Origin of the sequence: Methylovorus menthalis (genome assembly GCF_020523625.1) — a bacterium.
In the GTDB taxonomy this organism is placed as follows: domain Bacteria; phylum Pseudomonadota; class Gammaproteobacteria; order Burkholderiales; family Methylophilaceae; genus Methylovorus; species Methylovorus menthalis.
Window position 1 is genome coordinate 1,323,113 of sequence record NZ_JAJAQH010000006.1, and the last position, 19,870, is coordinate 1,342,982.

Genomic DNA, 19,870 nt, shown 5'->3' on the forward strand with positions numbered 1-19,870 from the left:
TACCCTACTCAGGAGTCTTTACGCATGCATTCCCCCAAAGGCCTTTCCATGTTCGATACGCGGCTGATTCTGCCTGCCATCGCACTTTCCTTCAAAAAACTGGCGCCGCAGGTGCAGTGGCGCAACCCGGTCATGTTCGTGGTGTATCTGGGCAGCATGCTCACCACGCTCATGTTCATACAGGCGCTGGTGCTCGAATCGCATGGCAGCCATGGCGAAGCTCCGGCAGGCTTTATCCTGGCGATCAGCATCTGGCTGTGGTTTACCGTGCTGTTTGCCAACTTTTCCGAAGCCCTGGCTGAGGGCCGCAGCAAAGCCCAGGCGGCCGCCCTGCGCAGTGCCAAGCAGAATGTGCCCGCCAAAAAACTGGCCAGCGCCTCACGTCAGGCGACCATCAGCATCACCGATAGCCAGAGCCTGCGCAAAGGCGACATTGTGCTGGTAGAAGCCGGGGACATGATCCCGGCCGATGGTGAGGTGCTGGAAGGCATCGCCTCAGTGAATGAAGCCGCCATCACGGGTGAGTCAGCCCCGGTGATCCGCGAATCCGGCGGCGATTTCAGCGCAGTCACCGGCGGCACCCAGGTGCTGTCGGACTGGCTGGTGGTGCGCATCAGCGTCAATCCCGGTGAAGCTTTTCTGGATCGCATGATCGCCATGGTGGAAGGCGCCAAACGCCAGAAAACCCCCAATGAAATCGCGCTCACCATTTTGCTGGTAGCGCTGACCATTGTGTTTCTGCTGGCCACCGTCACCCTGCTGCCGTTCTCCCTCTTCGGCGTGCATGCGGCCGGGGCAGGCGCACCTGCCAGCATTACCGTGCTGGTAGCACTGGTAGTCTGCCTGATTCCCACCACGATTGCCGGTTTGCTCTCGGCGATTGGCGTGGCGGGCATGAGCCGCATGATGCAGGCCAATGTGATCGCCACCTCGGGCCGCGCCGTCGAGGCCGCCGGTGATGTGGATGTGCTGCTGCTGGACAAGACCGGCACCATCACGCTGGGTAATCGTCAGGCATCCATGTTTCAGCCTGCGCCCGGCATCAGCGAGCAACAGCTGGCCGATAGCGCGCAACTGGCCTCGCTGGCCGACGAAACGCCGGAGGGCCGCAGCATTGTCGTGCTGGCGAAAAACCGCTTTGCCCTGCGCGAACGTGACCTGCAGGGCCTGCAAGCCGAGTTCGTGCCATTCTCCGCGCAAACCCGCATGAGCGGCGTCAACCTGGGCATAAGGCAGATTCGCAAAGGCGCCGCCTCGGCGATTCGCAGCTGGGTGGAATCGCAGGGCGGAAAATTTGCCAATGAAGTCAACCAGATGGTGGACGACATCGCCCGCCGTGGCAGTACCCCGCTGGTGGTGGCTGACGACGCCCGTGTGATGGGCGTGGTTGAGCTGAAGGATGTGGTGAAAGGCGGCATCAAGGAACGCTTTGCCGAGCTGCGCAACATGGGCATCAAAACCGTGATGATCACGGGCGATAACCGCCTCACGGCAGCGGCCATTGCCGCTGAAGCAGGTGTGGATGACTTTCTGGCCGAAGCCACGCCGGAAGCCAAGCTCAAGCTGATACGCGAGCATCAGTCGGCGGGCAAGCTGGTCGCCATGACCGGCGATGGCACCAATGATGCCCCAGCACTGGCACAGGCCGATGTTGCCGTCGCCATGAATACCGGCACCCAGGCCGCCAAGGAAGCCGGCAATATGGTAGATCTCGACTCCAACCCAACCAAACTGATTGAGATTGTAGAGATCGGCAAGCAGATGCTGATGACGCGTGGCTCGCTCACTACCTTCAGCATTGCCAACGATATCGCCAAGTATTTCGCCATCATCCCGGCCGCGTTTGCCAGCACATATCCGCAGCTCAACACGCTGAATGTCATGCAACTCGCCAGCCCGGAATCGGCCATTTTATCGGCGGTGATCTTCAATGCGCTGGTCATCATGTTTCTGATTCCGCTGGCGCTGAAAGGCGTGCCCTATCGCGCCGCCAGTGCCGCCAGCCTGCTGCGTGGCAATCTGCTGATCTATGGCCTGGGCGGTGTGCTGGTGCCCTTCGTCGGCATCAAGCTAATCGACCTGCTGCTGCAATTGCTCTAGCCCACCCCCATGCCAGGTATTACATTTTTCGAGGAAACATCATCATGAAACAGCATTTACGCCCTGCCATTTTCCTGTTCGTCGGCCTCAGTATGTTGACCGGACTCGTTTATCCGCTGCTGGTCAGCGCCATCGGCCAGACCGCCTTTCCCCAGCAGGCGGGGGGCTCATTGATCACGAGTGATGGTGGGATTGTTGGCTCGCGCCTGATCGGCCAGCACTTCAGCAGCCCGGGCTATTTCTGGAGCCGCCCTTCAGCCACGGCACCCTATCCCAATAATGCCGCTGCCTCGTCTGGCTCCAATCTGGGGCCGCTCAACCCGGCGTTGAGCGATGCCGTCCAACAGCGCGTGGCCGCATTGCAGACCAGCCCCGCATCGCCTTCTGCGGTGCCAGTAGACCTGGTCACCAGTTCCGCCAGTGGGCTGGACCCCGACATCAGCCCGGCCGCCGCCTACTTTCAGGTAGCGCGTATCGCCCAGGCGCGGCATCTGACAGCAGATCAGCTGAATGCGCTGGTCACTGCGCATATTGAAGGGCGTCAGTTCGGTGTGCTGGGCGAGCCACGCGTCAATGTACTGGCACTCAATCTGGCGCTGGACGCCCAGCAGCCACAGCACCATGGGAGTGAATAAGATGGGAGTGCGTGACATGGACATAAGCAACCATTCAGGCCTGCGATGCCTTGCACGCTGCCCTGCCGACGACGCCACGAAATCGCCTATACTGCGCACATGAGCCATACGCGCCCTGACCCCGATGCGCTGCTGGAAAAACTGCAGCAGGAAGATGCCCGTCAACAACGCGGCAGGCTCAAGATTTTCTTCGGCAGCTGCGCCGGTGTGGGCAAGACCTTTGCCATGCTGACCGCCGCGCATGCCCGCATGCAGGAAGGTGAGGATGTGCTGGTGGGCGTGATCGAAACCCATGGCCGCCGTGACACCGAATCGCGCCTGCAAGGCCTGCCGCAACTGCCGCTCAAAGCCCTGAGCTACCGGGATAAAACCCTGCACGAGTTTGATCTGGATGCCGCGCTGGCGCGCCGCCCCGGCCTGCTACTGGTGGATGAGCTGGCGCACTCCAATGCCGAGGGCTCCCGCCACCGCAAACGCTGGCAGGATGTGGAAGAACTCTGCTCGGCGGGCATCGACGTCTACACCACGCTCAACGTGCAGCACCTGGAAAGCCTGAATGATGTGGTAGGCCAGATTACCGGCATCCGGGTATCGGAAACGGTACCGGACAAGGTGTTTGACCTGGCCGATGAGGTGACGCTGGTGGACCTGCCCCCCGAAGAGCTGCTGCAACGGCTACAGGAAGGCAAGGTCTACATGTCGCAGCAGGCCGAACGGGCGCGGCGGCATTTTTTCCGCAAGGGCAACCTGATTGCCTTGCGCGAGATGGCGCTACGTCGCACCGCAGACCGCGTGGATGCGCAGATGCGCGAGTACCGCAGCGACCAGAGCATCCAGCACGTCTGGCAAACCCATGAGCGCATACTGGTCGGCCTTGGGCCGGGCCCGGAGGCCGAGCAACTGGTGAGAACCGCCGCCCGCCTTGCTACCAGCATGAAAGCCGAATGGCTGGCCGCTTATGTGGAAACGCCCACCCTGCAAAAATTGGGACACGCCGAGCGGCAGGCCATCCTCGACAACCTGCGGCTGGCGCAAACACTGGGCGCAACCACCACCGCCACCCTGAGCGGCGATGAGGTCAGCACCGTGCTGCTGGATTACGCGCGCAGCCGCAATGTTTCGCGCCTGGTGGTAGGTAAGCCGAGACGACCATTGCTGATGCGCCTGTTTATCCCCAGCGTGACCGATCAACTGGCCAAGGAAGCCATCGACATTGACTTGCATGTGGTGGTGCGCCAGCCCAAACCACGGCACAAGCCAACACCGCAACACAGTCTGCAAATGGCGGCCAATGCGCATTTATCCGACCTGAAAAAACGCGGCTATCTGTGGGCGCTAGCGATCAGTGCGACCACCTCCGTCATTGCGGGCATGCTGCTGCAATATTTCGAGTTATCGAATGTCATCATGCTTTACCTGCTGGGCGTCATGCTGATCTCGATACGCTATGGGCGTGGGCCCGGCATTCTGGCGTCCATCCTCAGCGTATCGGCGTTTGATTTCTTTTTTGTGCCGCCCAAGCTGTCATTTACCGTCTCCGACACGCAATATCTGCTGACCTTTGGCATCATGCTGTCGGTAGCGCTGGTCATCAGCAACCTCACCTCCAGCTTGCGCTACCAAGCCGTGATCGCCAATTACCGTGAGCGTCGTAGCCTGGCGCTCTACGAGATCGGCAAGGAGCTGGCCTCCACCATGACCACGCAGCATATTGTCGAGGTCAGCGTGCACCACATCGCCAGCCTGTTCCAGAGCCGAGCGGCCATTTTGCTGCCGGATGCCGATGACAAGCTGCAGGCACCCGAGGCGGATGCCATGCATGGGCAGACTCTGGCGGATGTTGACCTCGGCATCGCCCAGTGGACTTACGATCATCAGGAACACGCAGGCTTGGGCACAAACACCCTGCCCTCCAGCCCCGTACTGTATGTGCCGCTCAAGGCGCCGATGCGCACCCGTGGCGTGCTGGCTATCGTCCCGGAAAACCATGCCGCCATCTTTTTGCCGGAACAACGCCAGCTGCTGGATACCTTTGCCGCGCAGATTGCCCTGGCGCTGGAGCGCAAGCATTACGTCGAAGTAGCGCGCGATGCCCTGATTTCCATGGAGTCGGAACGCTTGCGCAATTCGCTGTTAAGCGCGATTTCCCATGACCTGCGCACGCCGCTGACCTCGTTGCTGGGCATCGCCGACCAGTTGCGACAGGCCCCCGACATGCCCTCTGACCGGCATGCCCAGCTGGAAACCCTGTATGACCAGGCGTTTCGCATGCAGCAACTGGTGGTGAACCTGCTGGACATGGCACGCCTGCAGGCCGGTGGCGTGCAACTCAACAGCCAGTGGCAGATGCTGGAAGAAGTGCTGGGCAGCGCCTTGCGCGCCATGCAACCGGTCAGCCAGCAGCACCATATTGAGGTCACGCTGCCGCCCGACTTGCCCCTGCTGCAGTTTGATGCCGTGCTGCTGGAACGGGTGTTTTGCAATCTGCTGGATAATGCCTGCAAATACAGCCCGGCCCACACCATCATCCGCATTACGGCCCAGCAGCACGAGGAAGAGGTGTGGGTCACCGTTGCGGATGAAGGTCAGGGGCTTCCACCGGGCATGGAAACCCAGATATTCCAGAAATTCACCCGGGGGGAGGTCGAGTCCCCCCAGCCCGGTGTTGGCCTGGGCTTATCCATCTGCCGCGCGATTATTCAGGCCCACGGTGGGCACCTATGGGCAGAAGCGCAGCAACCACGTGGCACCCGTTTCATTTTTTCCTTACCATTGGGCGAGCCGCCCGCCCCACCCCTTGCCGAGGATAGCCCTGCATGACCAGCACTGCCACCATCATCCTGATTGAAGATGAAATCCAGATTCAGCGCTTTGTGCAGGCGGCACTGGAAGATGCAGGGTTTACCGTATACAGCACCCCAAGCGGCAAGCAGGGCGTGATTGATAGCGGCACGCGCAAGCCGGATGCCATCATCCTCGACCTCGGCCTGCCGGATATGGATGGCATAGACGTCATTCACCAGGTACGCAGCTGGAGCAATGTGCCGATAATTGTGCTCTCGGCCCGCACGCAGGAGGCGCAAAAGGTCAGCGCGCTGGATGCCGGGGCGGATGATTACCTGACCAAGCCGTTTGGCACGGCCGAGTTGCTGGCGCGTATAAGAGCTCAGTTGCGGCGCCACACCCAGGCTGGCAATGCCACGCAAGAGAGTATTTTTACCATGGGCGACATTCAGGTGGATCTGGCGAATCGCCAGGTGCATCGCGGCGATGCGCTCATCAGCCTCACGCCCATCGAGTTCCGGCTATTGGCGGCGCTGATACGCTATGCCGGGCGCGTGGTCACGCAACGCCAGTTGCTGAAGGAAGTCTGGGGCCCCAGCCATATCGACAGCGGGCATTATGTGCGCATCTACATGGGCCACCTGCGGCACAAGCTGGAAGCTGATCCGGCGCAACCGCGCTACCTGCTGACCGAAACCGGTGTGGGCTATCGCCTGCTGGCAGACGGGGACTGAAGGCGTGTAATCTGGCAGTGACTGGCCGTTGGCAGATTGCGGCCGCGCCTCAATACTCACATTGGATTCACCTTGCTTCCATGGGCATTTGCGCCCAGACTCGGGCCTGGATTCCATCGCCAGACTTCTCGCCTTGCAACACACAGCGGTGAACTTGTCGGCGTTTATGCTTTCCATTTAATCATCAACCACTGAATAAGACTTGCATGCCACCGCTATTTTCACGCCCGCTGTTTCGTACTTTCTGGATAACGCTGCTTCTGCTGCTGATTGCGCTGGGCGCATGCGAGCTGGCGGGCTGGCCGTTTCTGCGAGCTCCGGCACAACAGTTTCTGAGTGAAAAACTGGAGCGCAAGATCGTCATCACGGCGCCGTTTGAACTGCATCTTCTGGGCGGGCTTTATCTGCGCGCAGGTGGCCTGAATGTCTCGGCACCAGAGGCATTCAAGGTGCCGCATTTTGTGGATGTCAAAGAAGCCGAGCTGCGGCTGCGCTATCGTGACCTGCTTACGCTAAAACCTGGCGATGCCTACCGCATCAAAAGCCTGCGGGTGCAAGAGATTGATGCCCGGGTGCTGCGCAATCGGGATGGTGTATCCACCTGGCAATTCAAGCAGGATGATCAGGAACCGCCTCGCCCCTTCCCCATCTTTGAAAATCTGGTGATCCATAACGGCAGCGCCATCGTGCGCGATGCACTGGCTGAAGCGGATCTGGATCTGCATTTCAATACACAGGAAGGCACGGAGCAAACAGCCACCAAGCCTGCCAGCGCCGCCATGCAATCGAATGTCGATATCGAAGGCAAGCTGCGCAAACAGGCGCTGCGCGGGCATCTTTCCACCAGCGGCTTTTTGCCGATTGCCAGCCTCAAAGAAAGCAACGACACCGTGCGCTCCAAAGGCTGGGTGGAATACGGCGGCCTGCGCGCTGACTTTGATGGTCAAGTGGCCGATGCACTGGGCGAGCAATCCATCAAGGGCACCCTGACGGTAAAAGGTCCATCGCTGAGCCTGTTTGGCAATCTGGTCAGCACCGTATTGCCCACCACGGCGCCGTTTACCCTGACCACCACTCTGCAAAAAGAAGGTGGTCTGTGGCTGGCGGATGTCACCTCGGCCCATATCGGCAGCAGTGATCTCACGGGAAAATTCAAATATGACCTGCGGCCAACCACACCATTACTCACGGGCGATATTCGCGGCAAGCGTTTTGTGCTGGCGGATCTGGGTCCAGCCTTTGGTACCGCCACTGAAGCAGAAGCTGGCGAGAATGCGCCCCGCACGCGCGCCATCCCTGATAAGCCCCTGAATCTGCCCGCGCTGAACAAGATGGACGCCCGCATCAGCATCCTGATGGATTATGTGGACCTGGGCTCGGCTTTCCAGCGGCCGATTGCACCGCTCAAAGCCACACTGCAACTGGAAAAAGGCAAGCTTGGCTTGGCCGATATAGACGCCAACACGGCGGATGGCAGCCTGTCCGGCATGATCTCGGTCGACGCGAGCAAGCTTAATGGTCTGGAAGCCGAGGTGAAGAAGCTGCCACCCGAGGCGATTCCCGTCTGGCGCGCAGAGCTCACCTGGAAAAACATCGATCTCTACAAATGGCTGAAAATATCGCAAACCCAGCGCGAGACCGCCAAAAAAGAAAACCAGCCTGAACCGCAACCCTATCTCACCGGCAGCTTAAACGGTAAAGCCAAACTGGATGGCAAAGGCCAAACCACCGCCGAGCTGTTGGGTTCGCTGAATGGCAATGTCTTCATGACCGTACGCGATGGCTCGGTCTCGCACCTTATCGTTGAGGCACTCGGGCTGGATATTGCCCAGGCGCTGGGCGTGATGATACAGGGCGACAGCCCGGTACCCCTGCAATGCGCCGTGATCGACATGCAGGCAACGCACGGCATACTCAGTCCGCGGGTAGGCTTGATGGATACGCCAGTGACGCGCGTACTGACCGATGGCCATATCGACATGGGTAAAGAGCAGCTCGATCTGCGCCTGGTGGCCAAACCGAAGAACGTATCGCCGCTGACCGTGCGCTCGCCCATCCACGTGCAGGGTAGCTTTCTGCAGCCGGAAGTAACGATCGAAAAAACGCCGATAGCCCTGCGCGTGATTGGCGGCATTGCCCTGGGGCTGATCAATCCACTGGCGGCGATCCTGCCGTTTGTCGACCCGGGCAATGGCAAGCAGGCAAGCTGCGCCGAGGTCCTGCAGCAGCTCAAACAGGAAGCCACGTCAGCTAAAACCCAGCATTAAGCAATGCACACAGGCAAGGCGCGATGAATCCGGCAGTCCATGTCGGCGAGAAAAATCCGTCCAGCAAGGCCAGGTTTTATTCGTCTACTCTTTTGCCAGCAGCGGCGATGAGCGCTTGTCCAGTGCCGCGCTGTAGACGGCGAGCAGCAACCCCACCAGGGCCATCAGCGCGGCGGCATAATGCAGCCCTGGCAAGCCATTACCATAGTCGATCACCAAGCCACCCAGCCAGGCACCAATCGCATTGCCCAGGTTAAAAGCACCAATATTAAGGGCAGCAGCCAGATTAGGCGCTGCACTTGCCTTTTCAAGTACGCGCATCTGCAAGGCGGGAACGGTCGCGAATGACACCACTCCTAGCAACGCGACGCCGATCACGGCCATCACCTGAGATTGCATAGCCCATCCAAACCCAAACAGGCACACCATCAATAAGGCAATAGTGCCGATTAATGTCGGCATCAATCGATGATCCGCGGCTTTACCGCCCGCCCAGTTGCCCAGTACCAGCCCCACGCCAAATACCAGCAAAATGGGAGAGACCGCCTGCGCAGAAAACCCCGCCAGACCGGTGAGAACAGGTGCAATATAAGTAAACACCGCAAACAGGCCACCAAAGCCAAAGACCGTCATGCCCAAGCCGAGCAGCACCTGACGTTGCCTGAGGACGCGCAACTCACTGGCAAAGCTTGGGGCAGCGCTGGGCCGGGAATCTCGCGGTAACAGCAGCCCTATTGTCATCACTGCCAGCACGCCCACGACCGTTACCAGAACAAAGGTCGTGCGCCATCCATAGAGCTGTCCCACCCAAGTGCCAAGTGGCACGCCGAGCACATTCGCGAGGGTGAGTCCGGTAAACATGAGGGCAATGGCTGACGCCTGCTTTTCACGCGGCACCAGACTGGTGGCCACCACAGAGCCTATGCCGAAGAAGGCCCCATGCGCGAAGGAAGTAACGACACGTGCCAATAGCAGACTCCAATATTCAGGTGCCATGGCACAAGCCAGGTTACCGATGGTAAAAATCACCATCAGCCACAGCAATACCTGTTTGCGTGCCATGCTGCCGGTAGCACCAATCATCAAAGGGGCACCGATCATCACGCCGAGCGCGTAGCCGCTAACCAGATAACCCGCCTGCGATAGCGTTACTCCCATGTCGCTCCCGACCTCAGGCAATAAGCCCATAATCACAAATTCGGTAATGCCTATTCCGAAAGACCCAATAGTGAGGGCGTAAATAGCTAAAGGCATGCTGCATCTCCTGCTTAAACTTGATTAGCAGAATGGTGCGTGAAAACCCGGCCCGCCAGTAGACAAGCAAGATGACAATCTGTTATGAATTAATTTCACAGATAACCCTGCCACTGAATGGTTTACTTCATCCATGAATGTTAATCGCTGGAAAGAAATGCTAGTGTTTGCCCAAGTCGTACAGTCGGGCAGTTTTTCTGCCGCCGCTCGCCAACTGGATTTGACGCCATCAGCCGTCGCCAAGCTTATCGCCCGGCTAGAACAGCGTGTCGCTATCCGCCTGCTCAACCGCACGACGCGTCAACTGCACCCGACGCCAGAAGGTCGGCTGTTTCATGAAAGCTGCTTAAAGCTGCTGGCCGACATGGAAGAAGCCGAGAACCGCATCGCGCCGCAAAACGATGCCCCACGTGGGCATCTCCGGGTAAATGCCTCACTTTCTTTCGGTCACCATGTACTGATACCCGCGCTGCCAGCATTTTTTAAATGCTATCCGGAAGTCACTATAGACCTCACACTGACTGATACATTGATCGACTTACTGGAAGAACGCACCGACATTGCCATCCGCCACGGCGCACTCAAGGATTCCGGACTGGTGGCGCGCAAGCTGGGAGATAGTCGGCATTTGCTGGTGGCCTCCCCAGCTTATCTTGCGCGCCATGGCACACCACAAACGCCTGCTGATCTCGTTCGCCATAACTGCCTGGATTTCAACTTTAGCCATAGTCTTAGCGAGTGGCGCTTTCGCCTGCCCGATGGCAGCCAGCAAAGCGTGGCTGTGCGCGGCAACCTCCAGGCCAATAATGGCGAGACGTTGCTACAAATGGCACTGGCAGATATGGGCATTAGCCGCATGAGTTATTTCCATGTGGCCGAAGCCCTGCGTGCCGGCCGCTTGGTTGAAATTCTTGCTGGTTGCCATGTAGCTGACAGCAAACCATTGAATGCCATCTATCACAGCCGTTGCCATATCCCGGCCCGCATCCGCCTGTTTGTCGATTTTTTAGCCGAGCAACTGCACGGCAAGCTGTAAATTACCGTGGCAAACATCGTCTTGGCAGGCGCATGCACGCCGCAACCTGTTAAAATGCGGCATGCCTTATATCACGCTCGACCAAGCCAGCCTGGCTTATGGACATTACCCTCTTCTTGATCACGCCGACTTTCAGCTGGACCCCGGTGAACGTGTCGGCCTGATTGGCCGCAACGGGGCTGGCAAATCCAGCCTGCTGAAAGTCATTGCCGGTGACAGCAAACTGGACGACGGCACTCTCTGGCGCGCTCCCAATGCGCGCGTGGCCTATGTGCCGCAGGAACCGGTACTGGAGCCAACCCACACCGTGTTTGAGGCGGTGGCCGAAGGCCTGGGCGACCTGCAGAAAATCCTGCTGGAATACCACCAGATATCGCACAGCATGGGCAACCCCGATGCCGACCTGGACCAGTTGATGGCCCGCATGCAAGTCTTGCAGCACGAACTCGACGCCCGCCAGGGCTGGCAGTCGCAGAGCAAGGTGGATGCTGCGCTGAGCCGCCTGGAATTAGACCCCGATGCCTTGATCTCCACCCTCTCCGGCGGCTGGCGCAAGCGCGTGGCCTTGGGCCGCGCACTGGTCGCGGAGCCGGAAGTGCTGCTGCTGGACGAACCGACCAACCACCTGGATTTTGCCGCGATTGAGTGGCTGGAAGAGTTGCTGCTCGGCTTTCAGGGCAGCGTCTTGTTCATTACCCACGATCGCCGCTTTCTGGACCGCCTGGCGACCCGCATTGTCGAGCTGGACCGCGGCCATCTCACCGATTTCATCGGCAATTACACCCAGTATCTGGTGAAGAAAGAAGAATTGCTGGCGGTAGAAGCCACACATGCTGCCAAATTTGACAAGGTACTGGCGCAGGAAGAAGCCTGGATACGCCAGGGCATCAAAGCGCGCCGTACACGCAACGAAGGCCGGGTGCGACGTCTGGAGCAGTTGCGTCTGGATCGCGCGGCACGTCGCGAACGCCAGGGCAACGTCAAGCTGACGCTGGATAGCGGCGAGCGCTCAGGCAAGCTGGTGGCCGAGCTGGAGCATGTGAACAAAGCCTATGGCGACAAGGTGCTGGTCAAGGATTTCAGCACGCGCATTCTGCGTGGCGACCGCATCGGCCTGCTGGGGCCGAATGGCGCGGGTAAATCCACCCTGCTCAAGATGATACTGGGCGAGCTGGAACCCGATAGCGGCACCATACAGCGCGGTACCAATCTCAATGTGGCGTATTTTGACCAGATGCGCGAGCAGCTGGACGAAGAAGCCACGCTGGCGGACACCATCAGCCCCGGCTCCGAATTCGTGCAGATTGGCAATGAGCGCAAGCATGTCATCAGTTATCTTGAGGACTTCCTGTTCCCGCCGCAGCGCTCGCGCTCGCCGGTGAAATCGCTCTCCGGTGGTGAGCGCAACCGTCTGCTGCTGGCGCGCCTGTTTGCGCGCCCGGCCAATGTGCTGGTGCTGGACGAGCCGACCAACGATCTGGATATCGACACGTTGGAGCTGCTGGAAAACCTGCTGCAGGAGTTTGAAGGTACGCTGTTCCTGGTCAGCCATGACAGAGCCTTCCTTGAAAACACCGTCACCCAAGTGATTGCGTTTGAAGGCCACGGCGTACTGGATGAGTTTGGCGGCGGCTATGACGACTGGTATCGCTACAAGCAACAGCAAGCGGCCAATCTGGCTGCCGAGAAAACCCGGGCAGCCAGTGCACCTGCCCCGGCCAAACCAGCAGCGGCCAAACCGGCGGCCAATCGCCTGAGCTTCAAGGAAAACCGCGAACTGGAAGAGCTGCCCGGCCGTATTGAACAGCTGGAAAAGGAACAGGCCGAGATCAATGTGTCACTCGCCAACCCTGATCTTTACCGCGAGAACCCCGAGCAGGTAAAAACCCTGCAAGCGCGGCTGGATGAGCTGGCTTCAGCCATCGATGCCGCCATGCAGCGCTGGGAAGAGCTGGAAAGCAAGCGCTAAACTCAACTCAGCTCAAGGCAACAAAAAAGCACACGTTGAAAAGCGTGTGCTTTTTTTATTGGCAGGCCATCACGCCTGCCAGAACGGAATACCTGATCAGAAATTGTAGATCAGGGTGGCGCGTGCAGCCGTGGGAGAACCCGGCGTGATGTTGTTATTGTTGTGGGCGTAGAGGTAATACTCCTTGTTCAGGATATTCTCGATATTGACCTGCAGGCGAAGGTTTTTATCGAGCTTGGCGTATACCGCGCCATCGAAGCGTGTGTAACCAGGCAGCTGCACTGTGTTGTCAAACGAGGTATACATCTCGCTGCGGCTGATGGCACCCAGCGCGACACCCCATGTTTCATTAATGTCGTAGCGGTTCCATAAGGAGAAGGTATTGCGTGGCGTATTGGGTGCGCTGGCACCATTCGCACCGACGCTGGTGGTGTCAACCAGCTCGGCTTTTTGCAGGGTATAGGCGCCAATCACATTCCACTTGTCAGTAATGCGGCCCAAGGCACTCAGTTCAAAGCCCTTGGTATCCTGACCATCAACCAGGGCTGATGTGGTAGCACTGGTCGAGACCGCGACATTGGTACGCTCCAGCTTGAACAGGGCGGCATTGATCTCTAGGCCTGGTTTTACTTCCCACTTGGCACCGACTTCAGTGTTCTTGAATTTTTCCGGATCAAACGTGCTGGTCACCACCGTCAGCGAGGTCAGCTGGTCGCCAGCGCGTGGCACATACGACTGGCTGTAACTGGCATACAGCGACAAAGGCTCAACAGGCTTGTAGATCAGGCCTGCGCGTGGCGAAAAAAGATCATCATCTGATTTGATTTTCTGGCCGGATATCTGATTCTTGAAATCTACATCGAATTTATCCAGACGCGCGCCGACAATCACCTGCCACTGCGGATTCAGAATGATCTGGTCTTGCAGGTAATACGCGGCCACATCCACCTGGCTGCGGTTGCGGGTTTGCAGATTGGTAAAGGTTATTGGACCAGTGAAGACAGGATTCTGCGCCGACTGGGTGTTGGTCAGTGTGCCGGTGGAGTTGGGTCTATAGCGCACGTTATCCGTATCCTGCCGGCCAAGCTCCATGCCGACCAGCAGCTTGTGGGTGACGGAGCCCTGCTTGAGGGTATAGAGCAGATCGGTCTGGTTGAAGAGATTTTCGCGTTGCGTATCATCGCGATAGGCACCCACGGTGTAATTGCCAGTGGCATTCACCGCGCTGTTGGCAAATACGTTCTGGTAGTACTTGTCAAAGTCGGAATAGCGCGTGCGATTTCTCAGCAGCACGCCATTGTCAAAGCTGTGCTCGATCAGTGCGCTGTAGTTCTGGGCTTCAATTTCCGTGGGACTCTTGGCGGCATTACCGAAGAAAGTGGATTCGTTGGTGGCAAAAGGCCGGCCATTTTGCGAAGGAATACCCCGGTCCGCCGTGCGGTGGTCGGTGAAATATTCCGCACTCAGCACGACTTTGGTTTTTTCGGTGGGGAACAAGGTCACGGTCGGATTGATACCATAGCGGCGCAATGACACACCATCGCGATAACTATCCGCATTTTCAACCATTGCATTCAAGCGGAAAGCCGCCGCTTCATTAATAGCCTGCCCGATATCTATGCTGCCGCGACGTTGGTCATACGAACCAGCTTGCAGCGAAATCTCGCGCACAGTATCCCAACCAGCCTCCTTGCTGACGCGATTGACCACGCCACCTGCGCCGCCACGACCAAAGATCATGCCATTGGCACCGCGCAATACTTCCACGCTTTCAATGTTGTAGAAATCACGATAGTACTGAACATCATCCCTTACGCCATCAAGGAAAAAGTCCCCGGTACTGGCATTGCCGCGGAACACGACCGTATCGCGGTTACCCTCGCCCTGTGCCATGCCAACCCCTGGCGTATAGCGTATCGCATCTTCCATGCTGCGTATGGCCTGATCCTTGATTTGCGACTGGCTCACCACGGTAACGGCCTGCGGTACGTCTTTCAGCGGTGTGTTGGTTTTAGTGGCCGTGGTGGTGGACTTGGTGACATAGCCATCGGTCTTGGCAGGCTCGGTGACTTTGCTGGACGTCACCTCCACCTGTGGCAGTGTCGTGGTAGCTTCTTCTGCAAAGGACATAACAGGCAATGCAGCCAACATCAAACAGATGGTTTTAACGGGGAAGGAGTGAGGAGCGTGAGGATGCATAATATTTAAAATCTTTACCTGTCTCGATATTGAGAATTATTTACAATTGTAAATTATAGTAAAGACGCCTCACTACTGGCAATTCTTAAATACCTTGCATCGTATTTCTTGCACATGCTGATAGTGACGCTGAGCGCGGCATAAAAAAAGCACACATCCGCAGGTTGTGTGCTTTTTTAGTAGGCTGCGGCGACAGCCCGAAAATCTAGCGTGCTTTACAACATACCAAGTGCAGCCCAGATGGTCAGCACGATAGAAGCGCCGATCAGCCCAGTCATGACCAGACGTGATTGCCGCATTTTAGTCCATAGCAATACACCAGTAATCGACAGTACGATCATGGCTCCGGCAATGGTATCTGCCAGTAACACCCAGGCCACATTGGCGCCCACGCCTTTGTGCATATTCATGAGGTAAGCCCAGACATTTGCATCTTCGCGATGAATAGTCGCGAACTGATTACCTGCAATATATTCCGCACGAATACGTACCTGCGGCATACGGAATTCAACCTCCCACTTGGCTGGCTGGGGCATCTCGCGCCCCATAAAACGGGCATCGTGCTCGCGCTTCTCCTTCATCACGGCACCTTGAGCGCCCTTTTCCTTATCGCCCTTGCGCGGCTTGCGTTCAAGAGGGGTATGCTGAATATCCAGTACCTGCTGCACAAATGCCGTAAATGCCTTGGCGTCCTGCGGATAAGGCTGTGGCACGCTGAGCTGGATTTCACTCTCTTCCATCTGGGCCGCAGGGATCTTCATGACAGCACGATGGTTAAGCAAAAACCCCGTCAAACCGAACAAAAGTCCCAATACGGCACCCCACAGCCCCAGCCAACCATGGATTTTTCTTAACAGACGCAGCGTACGGCCACGTTGAGCATTTTGTTGCGCGGGTGTTTTTTGCATATTGAACAAATCTGTAAAAAAAAAGATATTTAAAGCAGCTGGCTGACAGACAATCCGCGAGCGTGTTCTGCGGCATGGCAAGACGTGGTTTTACAATTATTTGCGCACAATCATGGTTTTGATGAGATTCTTTCCCTGAACTCTGGACATCACTACCACCCCCACCAAGTGAATAAATACAATCTCTTGCAGTAAAGAGGACAGGCCCGTATGCAGGGACACCGGCCACTCTTCGCCCCAATAGGCATCTGTTCTGCTTAGCCATCCGGTAAAAGCGAGCAAGATCACCAGTAGCCACATGATGTAAACCGCCAACTGCCCCAAAGGATTATGGCCGACATGATGCTCGGGGTGTCCGTGCAGTACAGATTTCAGGTGCGCTACCAGCTGACGGGGCGATGGCCAGTAAAACTGCACTGCCGGGCAGGTAGAAAGCATGCCATAGACAACTCTGCTTACCACAATGGCTACTCCCATATACCCCAGCATACGGTGCCACTCGCCTGTATCGTTAAACCAGTTAACAATGACTATCGCGGCCAACAACCAGTGAGTGAGTCTTACAAACCAGGGCCACATGACCTATGCCTAACGACTAGCGTTCCACTTCCGCTTTGATGATGGCGAAGGTTTTCATATCGAAATAGATTTCGACCTTTTTACCCTGCTTGTTCCAGCCGTAGATTTCGTAGCAATTTCCATCTACCTTGAATTTCTTGATCTTGTAACCCTCTTGGGCCAACGCATCCTTCAAGGTATCCTCCGAGGCCCATTCCTCTTTGGGATAAGCAGGGCAATCTGCCGCCGCATGCACATTCAGCACGGATAACAGCAAGAGAGCACCCAGGCTCCAGCTACGCAACTTCATGGTGTATTGACTCCTCAAGTATCGGCCCACATCCGGATCAGGTTGTGGTAATTGCCGGTTAATCGTATGACCGCCGCATTATCGCCCACCTGCTCACGCAGGGTGGCAATCGCCGCATCCATATCAAACAGCAGCGTCCGCTGAGCATCCTCGCGGATCATGCTTTGTATCCAGAAAAAACTCGCCAGGCGCGCGCCCTGTGTAACGGGCCGTACATGATGCAAACTGGTGCCTGGATAAAGCACCATATCGCCCGCCGGCAGCTTGACCATCTGATGCCCATAGGTATCCTCCACCACCAGCTCGCCACCGTCATAACTTTCCGGGTCAGCAAGAAACAGCGTGCATGAAATATCGGTACGTACATGCATGCCCGAGATAGCGTGCGTTCTCACCGAGTTATCGATATGCGCACCAAAATCCATGCCTTCGCGGTATTGGTTAAATAATGGAGGGTAGATTTTCTTGGGCAACGCCGCTGAAAAAAACAGGGCATTGCGACTTAATGCCCGAAGAACAATCTGCCGCGCCTGCTCCGCTTCGGCAGAGGTTTCAGGCAGCTGGATATTGCGTTTGACTTGCTCGGATTGCGTACCCGCAGTCACTTTGCCGTCCGCCCAATTGGCAGAGGAAAGCAGCTTGCGCAATTCAAGCAGCTCAGCAGAATTCAGCACCTGAGGAATATGTAATAGCATGATGTCCGCTCAATACAAAAAAGGCCAGGCCATGATACCCATGACCTGACCCACATTCAAACAACGACTATTTAGAACTTGATTTCAGTCGTCAGGATCGCAATACGACGATTGCCGGGAACCACCAAGCCACCGTTATCATACAAGGCATCATAATATTCCTTGTTGAAGAGATTCTTCACGTTCAGGCGGACATTCCAGCGCTTTTCTTCGTAGCTCACCATCGCATCCCAGCGGGTGTATCCGGGAATAGTGTTGGGCTGGAAATCACCATTAACAAACGGTCCAACGGCGTTGCTTGGCACGTAGCCATAACGTTCACCCTTGGCTTCGAAACCGCCACCCACGCGCCAATTGCCGAGGAAGCTATAGGTTGTCCACATATTGGCCGTCATGGGCGGGGTATTACGGGAACGCTCGCCTTCGAATCGCGGATCAGCATACGTCACGACGCCCGACACCGGATCGGTATTGTTGGCGACCTTGAGTATGCGTGAGTCCATAAACGCCACGCCGGCAAAAACTTCCCAGTTACTGGTAATACGGCCGGCAAGCTCAAACTCCAAGCCGTCAGTACGGCGCTTACGTGTCAAAATGGACGCTGATGACTCTAAGTCGGTATTACGCTCCCAGTCTTTGTCTGCCCGGTACAGCGCAGTACGGAATGCCAGGTCACCATCAAAAAACAGCCATTTTGCACCCAACTCCGTTGTTTTACTTTTTTCAGCAGGATAGGGGGTGGTCGTCAGTTGATAAAGGTCAGCAGTTGGGCTGAAAGAATCACTGTAACTGAGGTAGTAATGTGCCGTCGGGCTGGGTTGCCAGGATAGGCCCGTACGATAGCTATTCTCACTGTATGTCAGATCAGAATCGAGATCTGCATAGGTTGCCGGATTAACCGTGGCAGCGTTTGTACGTGTTGTACGGAAATAGTCTGCGTCCATGCGATCTCGACGCACACCAAGCAACAGTTTCCAGTCAGGAACAAATTCGATCGAGTCCTGGATATAAACAGCCTGGCTATCACTCTTGAATTTATTCAGGCCTTTATTGCCGGTCTGAACCACAGCACTGGAACGATAATAAGGATTGCCATTTGCATCGACCAGGCCCTGCAAGCTTTGGCGATAGGAATCTTCGTGCAAATATTCGACACCGAAGATGACTTCATGCTTCATTCCAGCGAGGTTTAACTCGGTAGAAAAATCAGACTGTACGGTAAACGTCTGATAATCCAAGGTGCGTGCGATATTGCCACCCACGCTGGCGTTCGCAGATGGGAGTGCCGGACTGAGACCGTTAGGCGGGGTTTTTACCCAATATGCGCGCTGATATGACCCTTGACGCACTTGAGTACGCCATTGTGTCTTTTCGTTAAATTTATGGGTAAAAATAGCCGTGGACACACGCGTGTCACTGTCGTCAAAGTTGGCGTTGGTTCCCCAGAAAGTTCCATAGTACTGGCTCACAGGTTTGCCATTGGCAAAACGGATACCAAAATCCGGGACATCACGGGTTTGGGTATAAACATGATTGAGGTAAAGCTCGTTATCCGTACCTATCCCCATGCCTAAACTGAGTGCAATTCCCTTACGATTCAATTCGGGTCTATCGCCAGCAGCCTTATTCTGGCGAGTAGCTTCCTCGGTACGATCCATGACATTTACGCGCAATGCCACCGTTTCACCCAGTGTCTTATTAAGATCAGCGGTGTATTGTTGGTAGCCATAATCGCCAAGACTTGCTGAAACTTTATTAGCATCTTCCAGCTTAGCCATTTTGCTGACCTGATTGATCACACCACCTGCTTGCCCACGACCAAAAAGCATAGCTGCTGAGCCGCGCAACACATCGACCTGCTCAAGATTGAATGTCTCGCGGTTGTATTGCGCTGTATCGCGAATGCCATCCAGATAAATATCACCAAAGGTATAGAACCCACGCAGCATCATATTATCGCCAGCGCGACCACCCTCGCCTGCGTTAAAGGTCAAACCTGAAACGTTACGCAATGCTTCACGCAGAGAGCCGACCTGCTGATCCGTCATCAGGCTACGCGTTACTGTCGTTATGGCTTGAGGGACATCTTGCGGATCCTGCAACACCTTGCCGACCCGAGTCTTGGTTGCTTGGTAACCATCTGCTTTTTCTTTTTCCTTGGAGGCGTTGACAGCAACCTCTGGCAATACCTGCTGCTCTTCTGAAGATTTTTCTTTTGTTACTGGGGTATCAGAAGGAGAAGCGTCAGCTGCATAAGCACCAGTACTTAAAAACAAGGCAGCAACGATAGCGCCAACAGGGAAAATTTGAGACGCGGCACACGGCGATGCAGCGGTTTTAGTTTTAGCCAAGTGCGACAAGATCGGCTCTTTGAACGAACGCATGGATTCAAATCCTAAAATATAGTTTTTTTATGGAAGG

The 19,870-nt window shown here is 56.4% G+C and carries 14 protein-coding genes; 7 read left to right on the plus strand and 7 right to left on the minus strand.

Annotated features, from left to right (window positions below; translation table 11 throughout):
* Window positions 1–24 precede the first annotated feature (24 nt).
* From kdpB to LG204_RS12050, 5 genes are all read left to right on the plus strand, one after another.
* Entirely contained in the window at window positions 25–2,100 is a 2,076-nt protein-coding gene (kdpB, locus tag LG204_RS12030; RefSeq protein WP_230337496.1) for a potassium-transporting ATPase subunit KdpB, read from the plus strand.
* Between the two features lie 44 nt (window positions 2,101–2,144).
* Complete coding sequence (gene kdpC, locus LG204_RS12035) at window positions 2,145–2,735, plus strand: potassium-transporting ATPase subunit KdpC (protein ID WP_230337497.1); 591 nt, start codon at window positions 2,145–2,147, stop codon at window positions 2,733–2,735.
* A gap of 99 nt (window positions 2,736–2,834) precedes the next feature.
* Window positions 2,835–5,555, plus strand: coding sequence for a sensor histidine kinase (locus LG204_RS12040; protein WP_230337498.1), 2,721 nt, complete (start codon window positions 2,835–2,837; stop codon window positions 5,553–5,555).
* Window positions 5,552–6,253 carry a response regulator gene (locus tag LG204_RS12045; RefSeq protein ID WP_230337499.1) on the plus strand — a complete coding sequence of 234 codons (702 nt, stop codon included), beginning with the start codon at window positions 5,552–5,554 and terminating at the stop codon, window positions 6,251–6,253. Before LG204_RS12040 ends, LG204_RS12045 begins: the two co-directional genes overlap by 4 nt.
* 206 nt (window positions 6,254–6,459) lie before the next feature.
* Complete coding sequence (locus LG204_RS12050; protein WP_230337500.1) at window positions 6,460–8,520, plus strand: AsmA family protein; 2,061 nt, start codon at window positions 6,460–6,462, stop codon at window positions 8,518–8,520.
* An 84-nt stretch (window positions 8,521–8,604) separates the two neighbouring features.
* Here the strand turns inward: LG204_RS12050 and LG204_RS12055 are convergent, their stop codons facing one another.
* Window positions 8,605–9,774 carry an MFS transporter gene (locus LG204_RS12055; RefSeq protein WP_230337501.1) on the minus strand — a complete coding sequence of 390 codons (1,170 nt, stop codon included), beginning with the start codon at window positions 9,772–9,774 and terminating at the stop codon, window positions 8,605–8,607.
* Window positions 9,775–9,907: 133 nt separating this feature from the next.
* Between LG204_RS12055 and LG204_RS12060 the strand changes: the two genes are divergently transcribed.
* Entirely contained in the window at window positions 9,908–10,810 is a 903-nt protein-coding gene (locus tag LG204_RS12060; protein WP_230337502.1) for a LysR family transcriptional regulator, read from the plus strand.
* Window positions 10,811–10,871: 61 nt separating this feature from the next.
* The gene (locus LG204_RS12065) at window positions 10,872–12,779 is read left to right on the plus strand and encodes an ATP-binding cassette domain-containing protein (protein WP_230337503.1); all 1,908 of its coding nucleotides are present in this window, start codon (window positions 10,872–10,874) and stop codon (window positions 12,777–12,779) included.
* A gap of 96 nt (window positions 12,780–12,875) precedes the next feature.
* On the opposite strand, the gene LG204_RS12070 is transcribed toward LG204_RS12065, so the two are convergent.
* The 6 genes from LG204_RS12070 to LG204_RS12095 form a co-directional block, all read right to left on the minus strand.
* Complete coding sequence (locus LG204_RS12070; protein WP_230337504.1) at window positions 12,876–14,909, minus strand: TonB-dependent receptor; 2,034 nt, start codon at window positions 14,907–14,909, stop codon at window positions 12,876–12,878.
* Window positions 14,910–15,193: 284 nt separating this feature from the next.
* The gene (locus LG204_RS12075) at window positions 15,194–15,886 is read right to left on the minus strand and encodes a PepSY-associated TM helix domain-containing protein (protein ID WP_230337505.1); all 693 of its coding nucleotides are present in this window, start codon (window positions 15,884–15,886) and stop codon (window positions 15,194–15,196) included.
* A 96-nt stretch (window positions 15,887–15,982) separates the two neighbouring features.
* Entirely contained in the window at window positions 15,983–16,465 is a 483-nt protein-coding gene (locus tag LG204_RS12080) for a cytochrome b/b6 domain-containing protein (RefSeq protein WP_230337506.1), read from the minus strand.
* 16 nt (window positions 16,466–16,481) lie between these two features.
* Window positions 16,482–16,754 (minus strand): PepSY domain-containing protein, encoded by a 273-nt coding sequence (locus tag LG204_RS12085; protein WP_230337507.1) that lies wholly within the window; start codon window positions 16,752–16,754, stop codon window positions 16,482–16,484.
* A gap of 14 nt (window positions 16,755–16,768) precedes the next feature.
* The gene (locus LG204_RS12090; RefSeq protein ID WP_230337508.1) at window positions 16,769–17,449 is read right to left on the minus strand and encodes a Fe2+-dependent dioxygenase; all 681 of its coding nucleotides are present in this window, start codon (window positions 17,447–17,449) and stop codon (window positions 16,769–16,771) included.
* Window positions 17,450–17,520: 71 nt separating this feature from the next.
* The gene (locus LG204_RS12095; RefSeq protein ID WP_230337509.1) at window positions 17,521–19,833 is read right to left on the minus strand and encodes a TonB-dependent receptor; all 2,313 of its coding nucleotides are present in this window, start codon (window positions 19,831–19,833) and stop codon (window positions 17,521–17,523) included.
* Window positions 19,834–19,870: the final 37 nt, after the last annotated feature.

Excerpts from the sequence above, each read along its gene's own strand:
- kdpB (WP_230337496.1), top strand. The coding sequence starts at position 25 with ATGCATTCCCCCAAAGGCCTTTCCATGTTCGATACGCGGCTGATTCTG.
- kdpC (WP_230337497.1), top strand. The coding sequence starts at position 2,145 with ATGAAACAGCATTTACGCCCTGCCATTTTCCTGTTCGTCGGCCTCAGT.
- LG204_RS12040 (WP_230337498.1), top strand. The coding sequence starts at position 2,835 with ATGAGCCATACGCGCCCTGACCCCGATGCGCTGCTGGAAAAACTGCAG.
- LG204_RS12045 (WP_230337499.1), top strand. The coding sequence starts at position 5,552 with ATGACCAGCACTGCCACCATCATCCTGATTGAAGATGAAATCCAGATT.
- LG204_RS12050 (WP_230337500.1), top strand. The coding sequence starts at position 6,460 with ATGCCACCGCTATTTTCACGCCCGCTGTTTCGTACTTTCTGGATAACG.
- LG204_RS12055 (WP_230337501.1), bottom strand. The coding sequence starts at position 9,774 with ATGCCTTTAGCTATTTACGCCCTCACTATTGGGTCTTTCGGAATAGGC.
- LG204_RS12060 (WP_230337502.1), top strand. The coding sequence starts at position 9,908 with ATGAATGTTAATCGCTGGAAAGAAATGCTAGTGTTTGCCCAAGTCGTA.
- LG204_RS12065 (WP_230337503.1), top strand. The coding sequence starts at position 10,872 with ATGCCTTATATCACGCTCGACCAAGCCAGCCTGGCTTATGGACATTAC.
- LG204_RS12070 (WP_230337504.1), bottom strand. The coding sequence starts at position 14,909 with ATGTCCTTTGCAGAAGAAGCTACCACGACACTGCCACAGGTGGAGGTG.
- LG204_RS12075 (WP_230337505.1), bottom strand. The coding sequence starts at position 15,886 with ATGCAAAAAACACCCGCGCAACAAAATGCTCAACGTGGCCGTACGCTG.
- LG204_RS12080 (WP_230337506.1), bottom strand. The coding sequence starts at position 16,465 with ATGTGGCCCTGGTTTGTAAGACTCACTCACTGGTTGTTGGCCGCGATA.
- LG204_RS12085 (WP_230337507.1), bottom strand. The coding sequence starts at position 16,754 with ATGAAGTTGCGTAGCTGGAGCCTGGGTGCTCTCTTGCTGTTATCCGTG.
- LG204_RS12090 (WP_230337508.1), bottom strand. The coding sequence starts at position 17,449 with ATGCTATTACATATTCCTCAGGTGCTGAATTCTGCTGAGCTGCTTGAA.
- LG204_RS12095 (WP_230337509.1), bottom strand. The coding sequence starts at position 19,833 with ATGCGTTCGTTCAAAGAGCCGATCTTGTCGCACTTGGCTAAAACTAAA.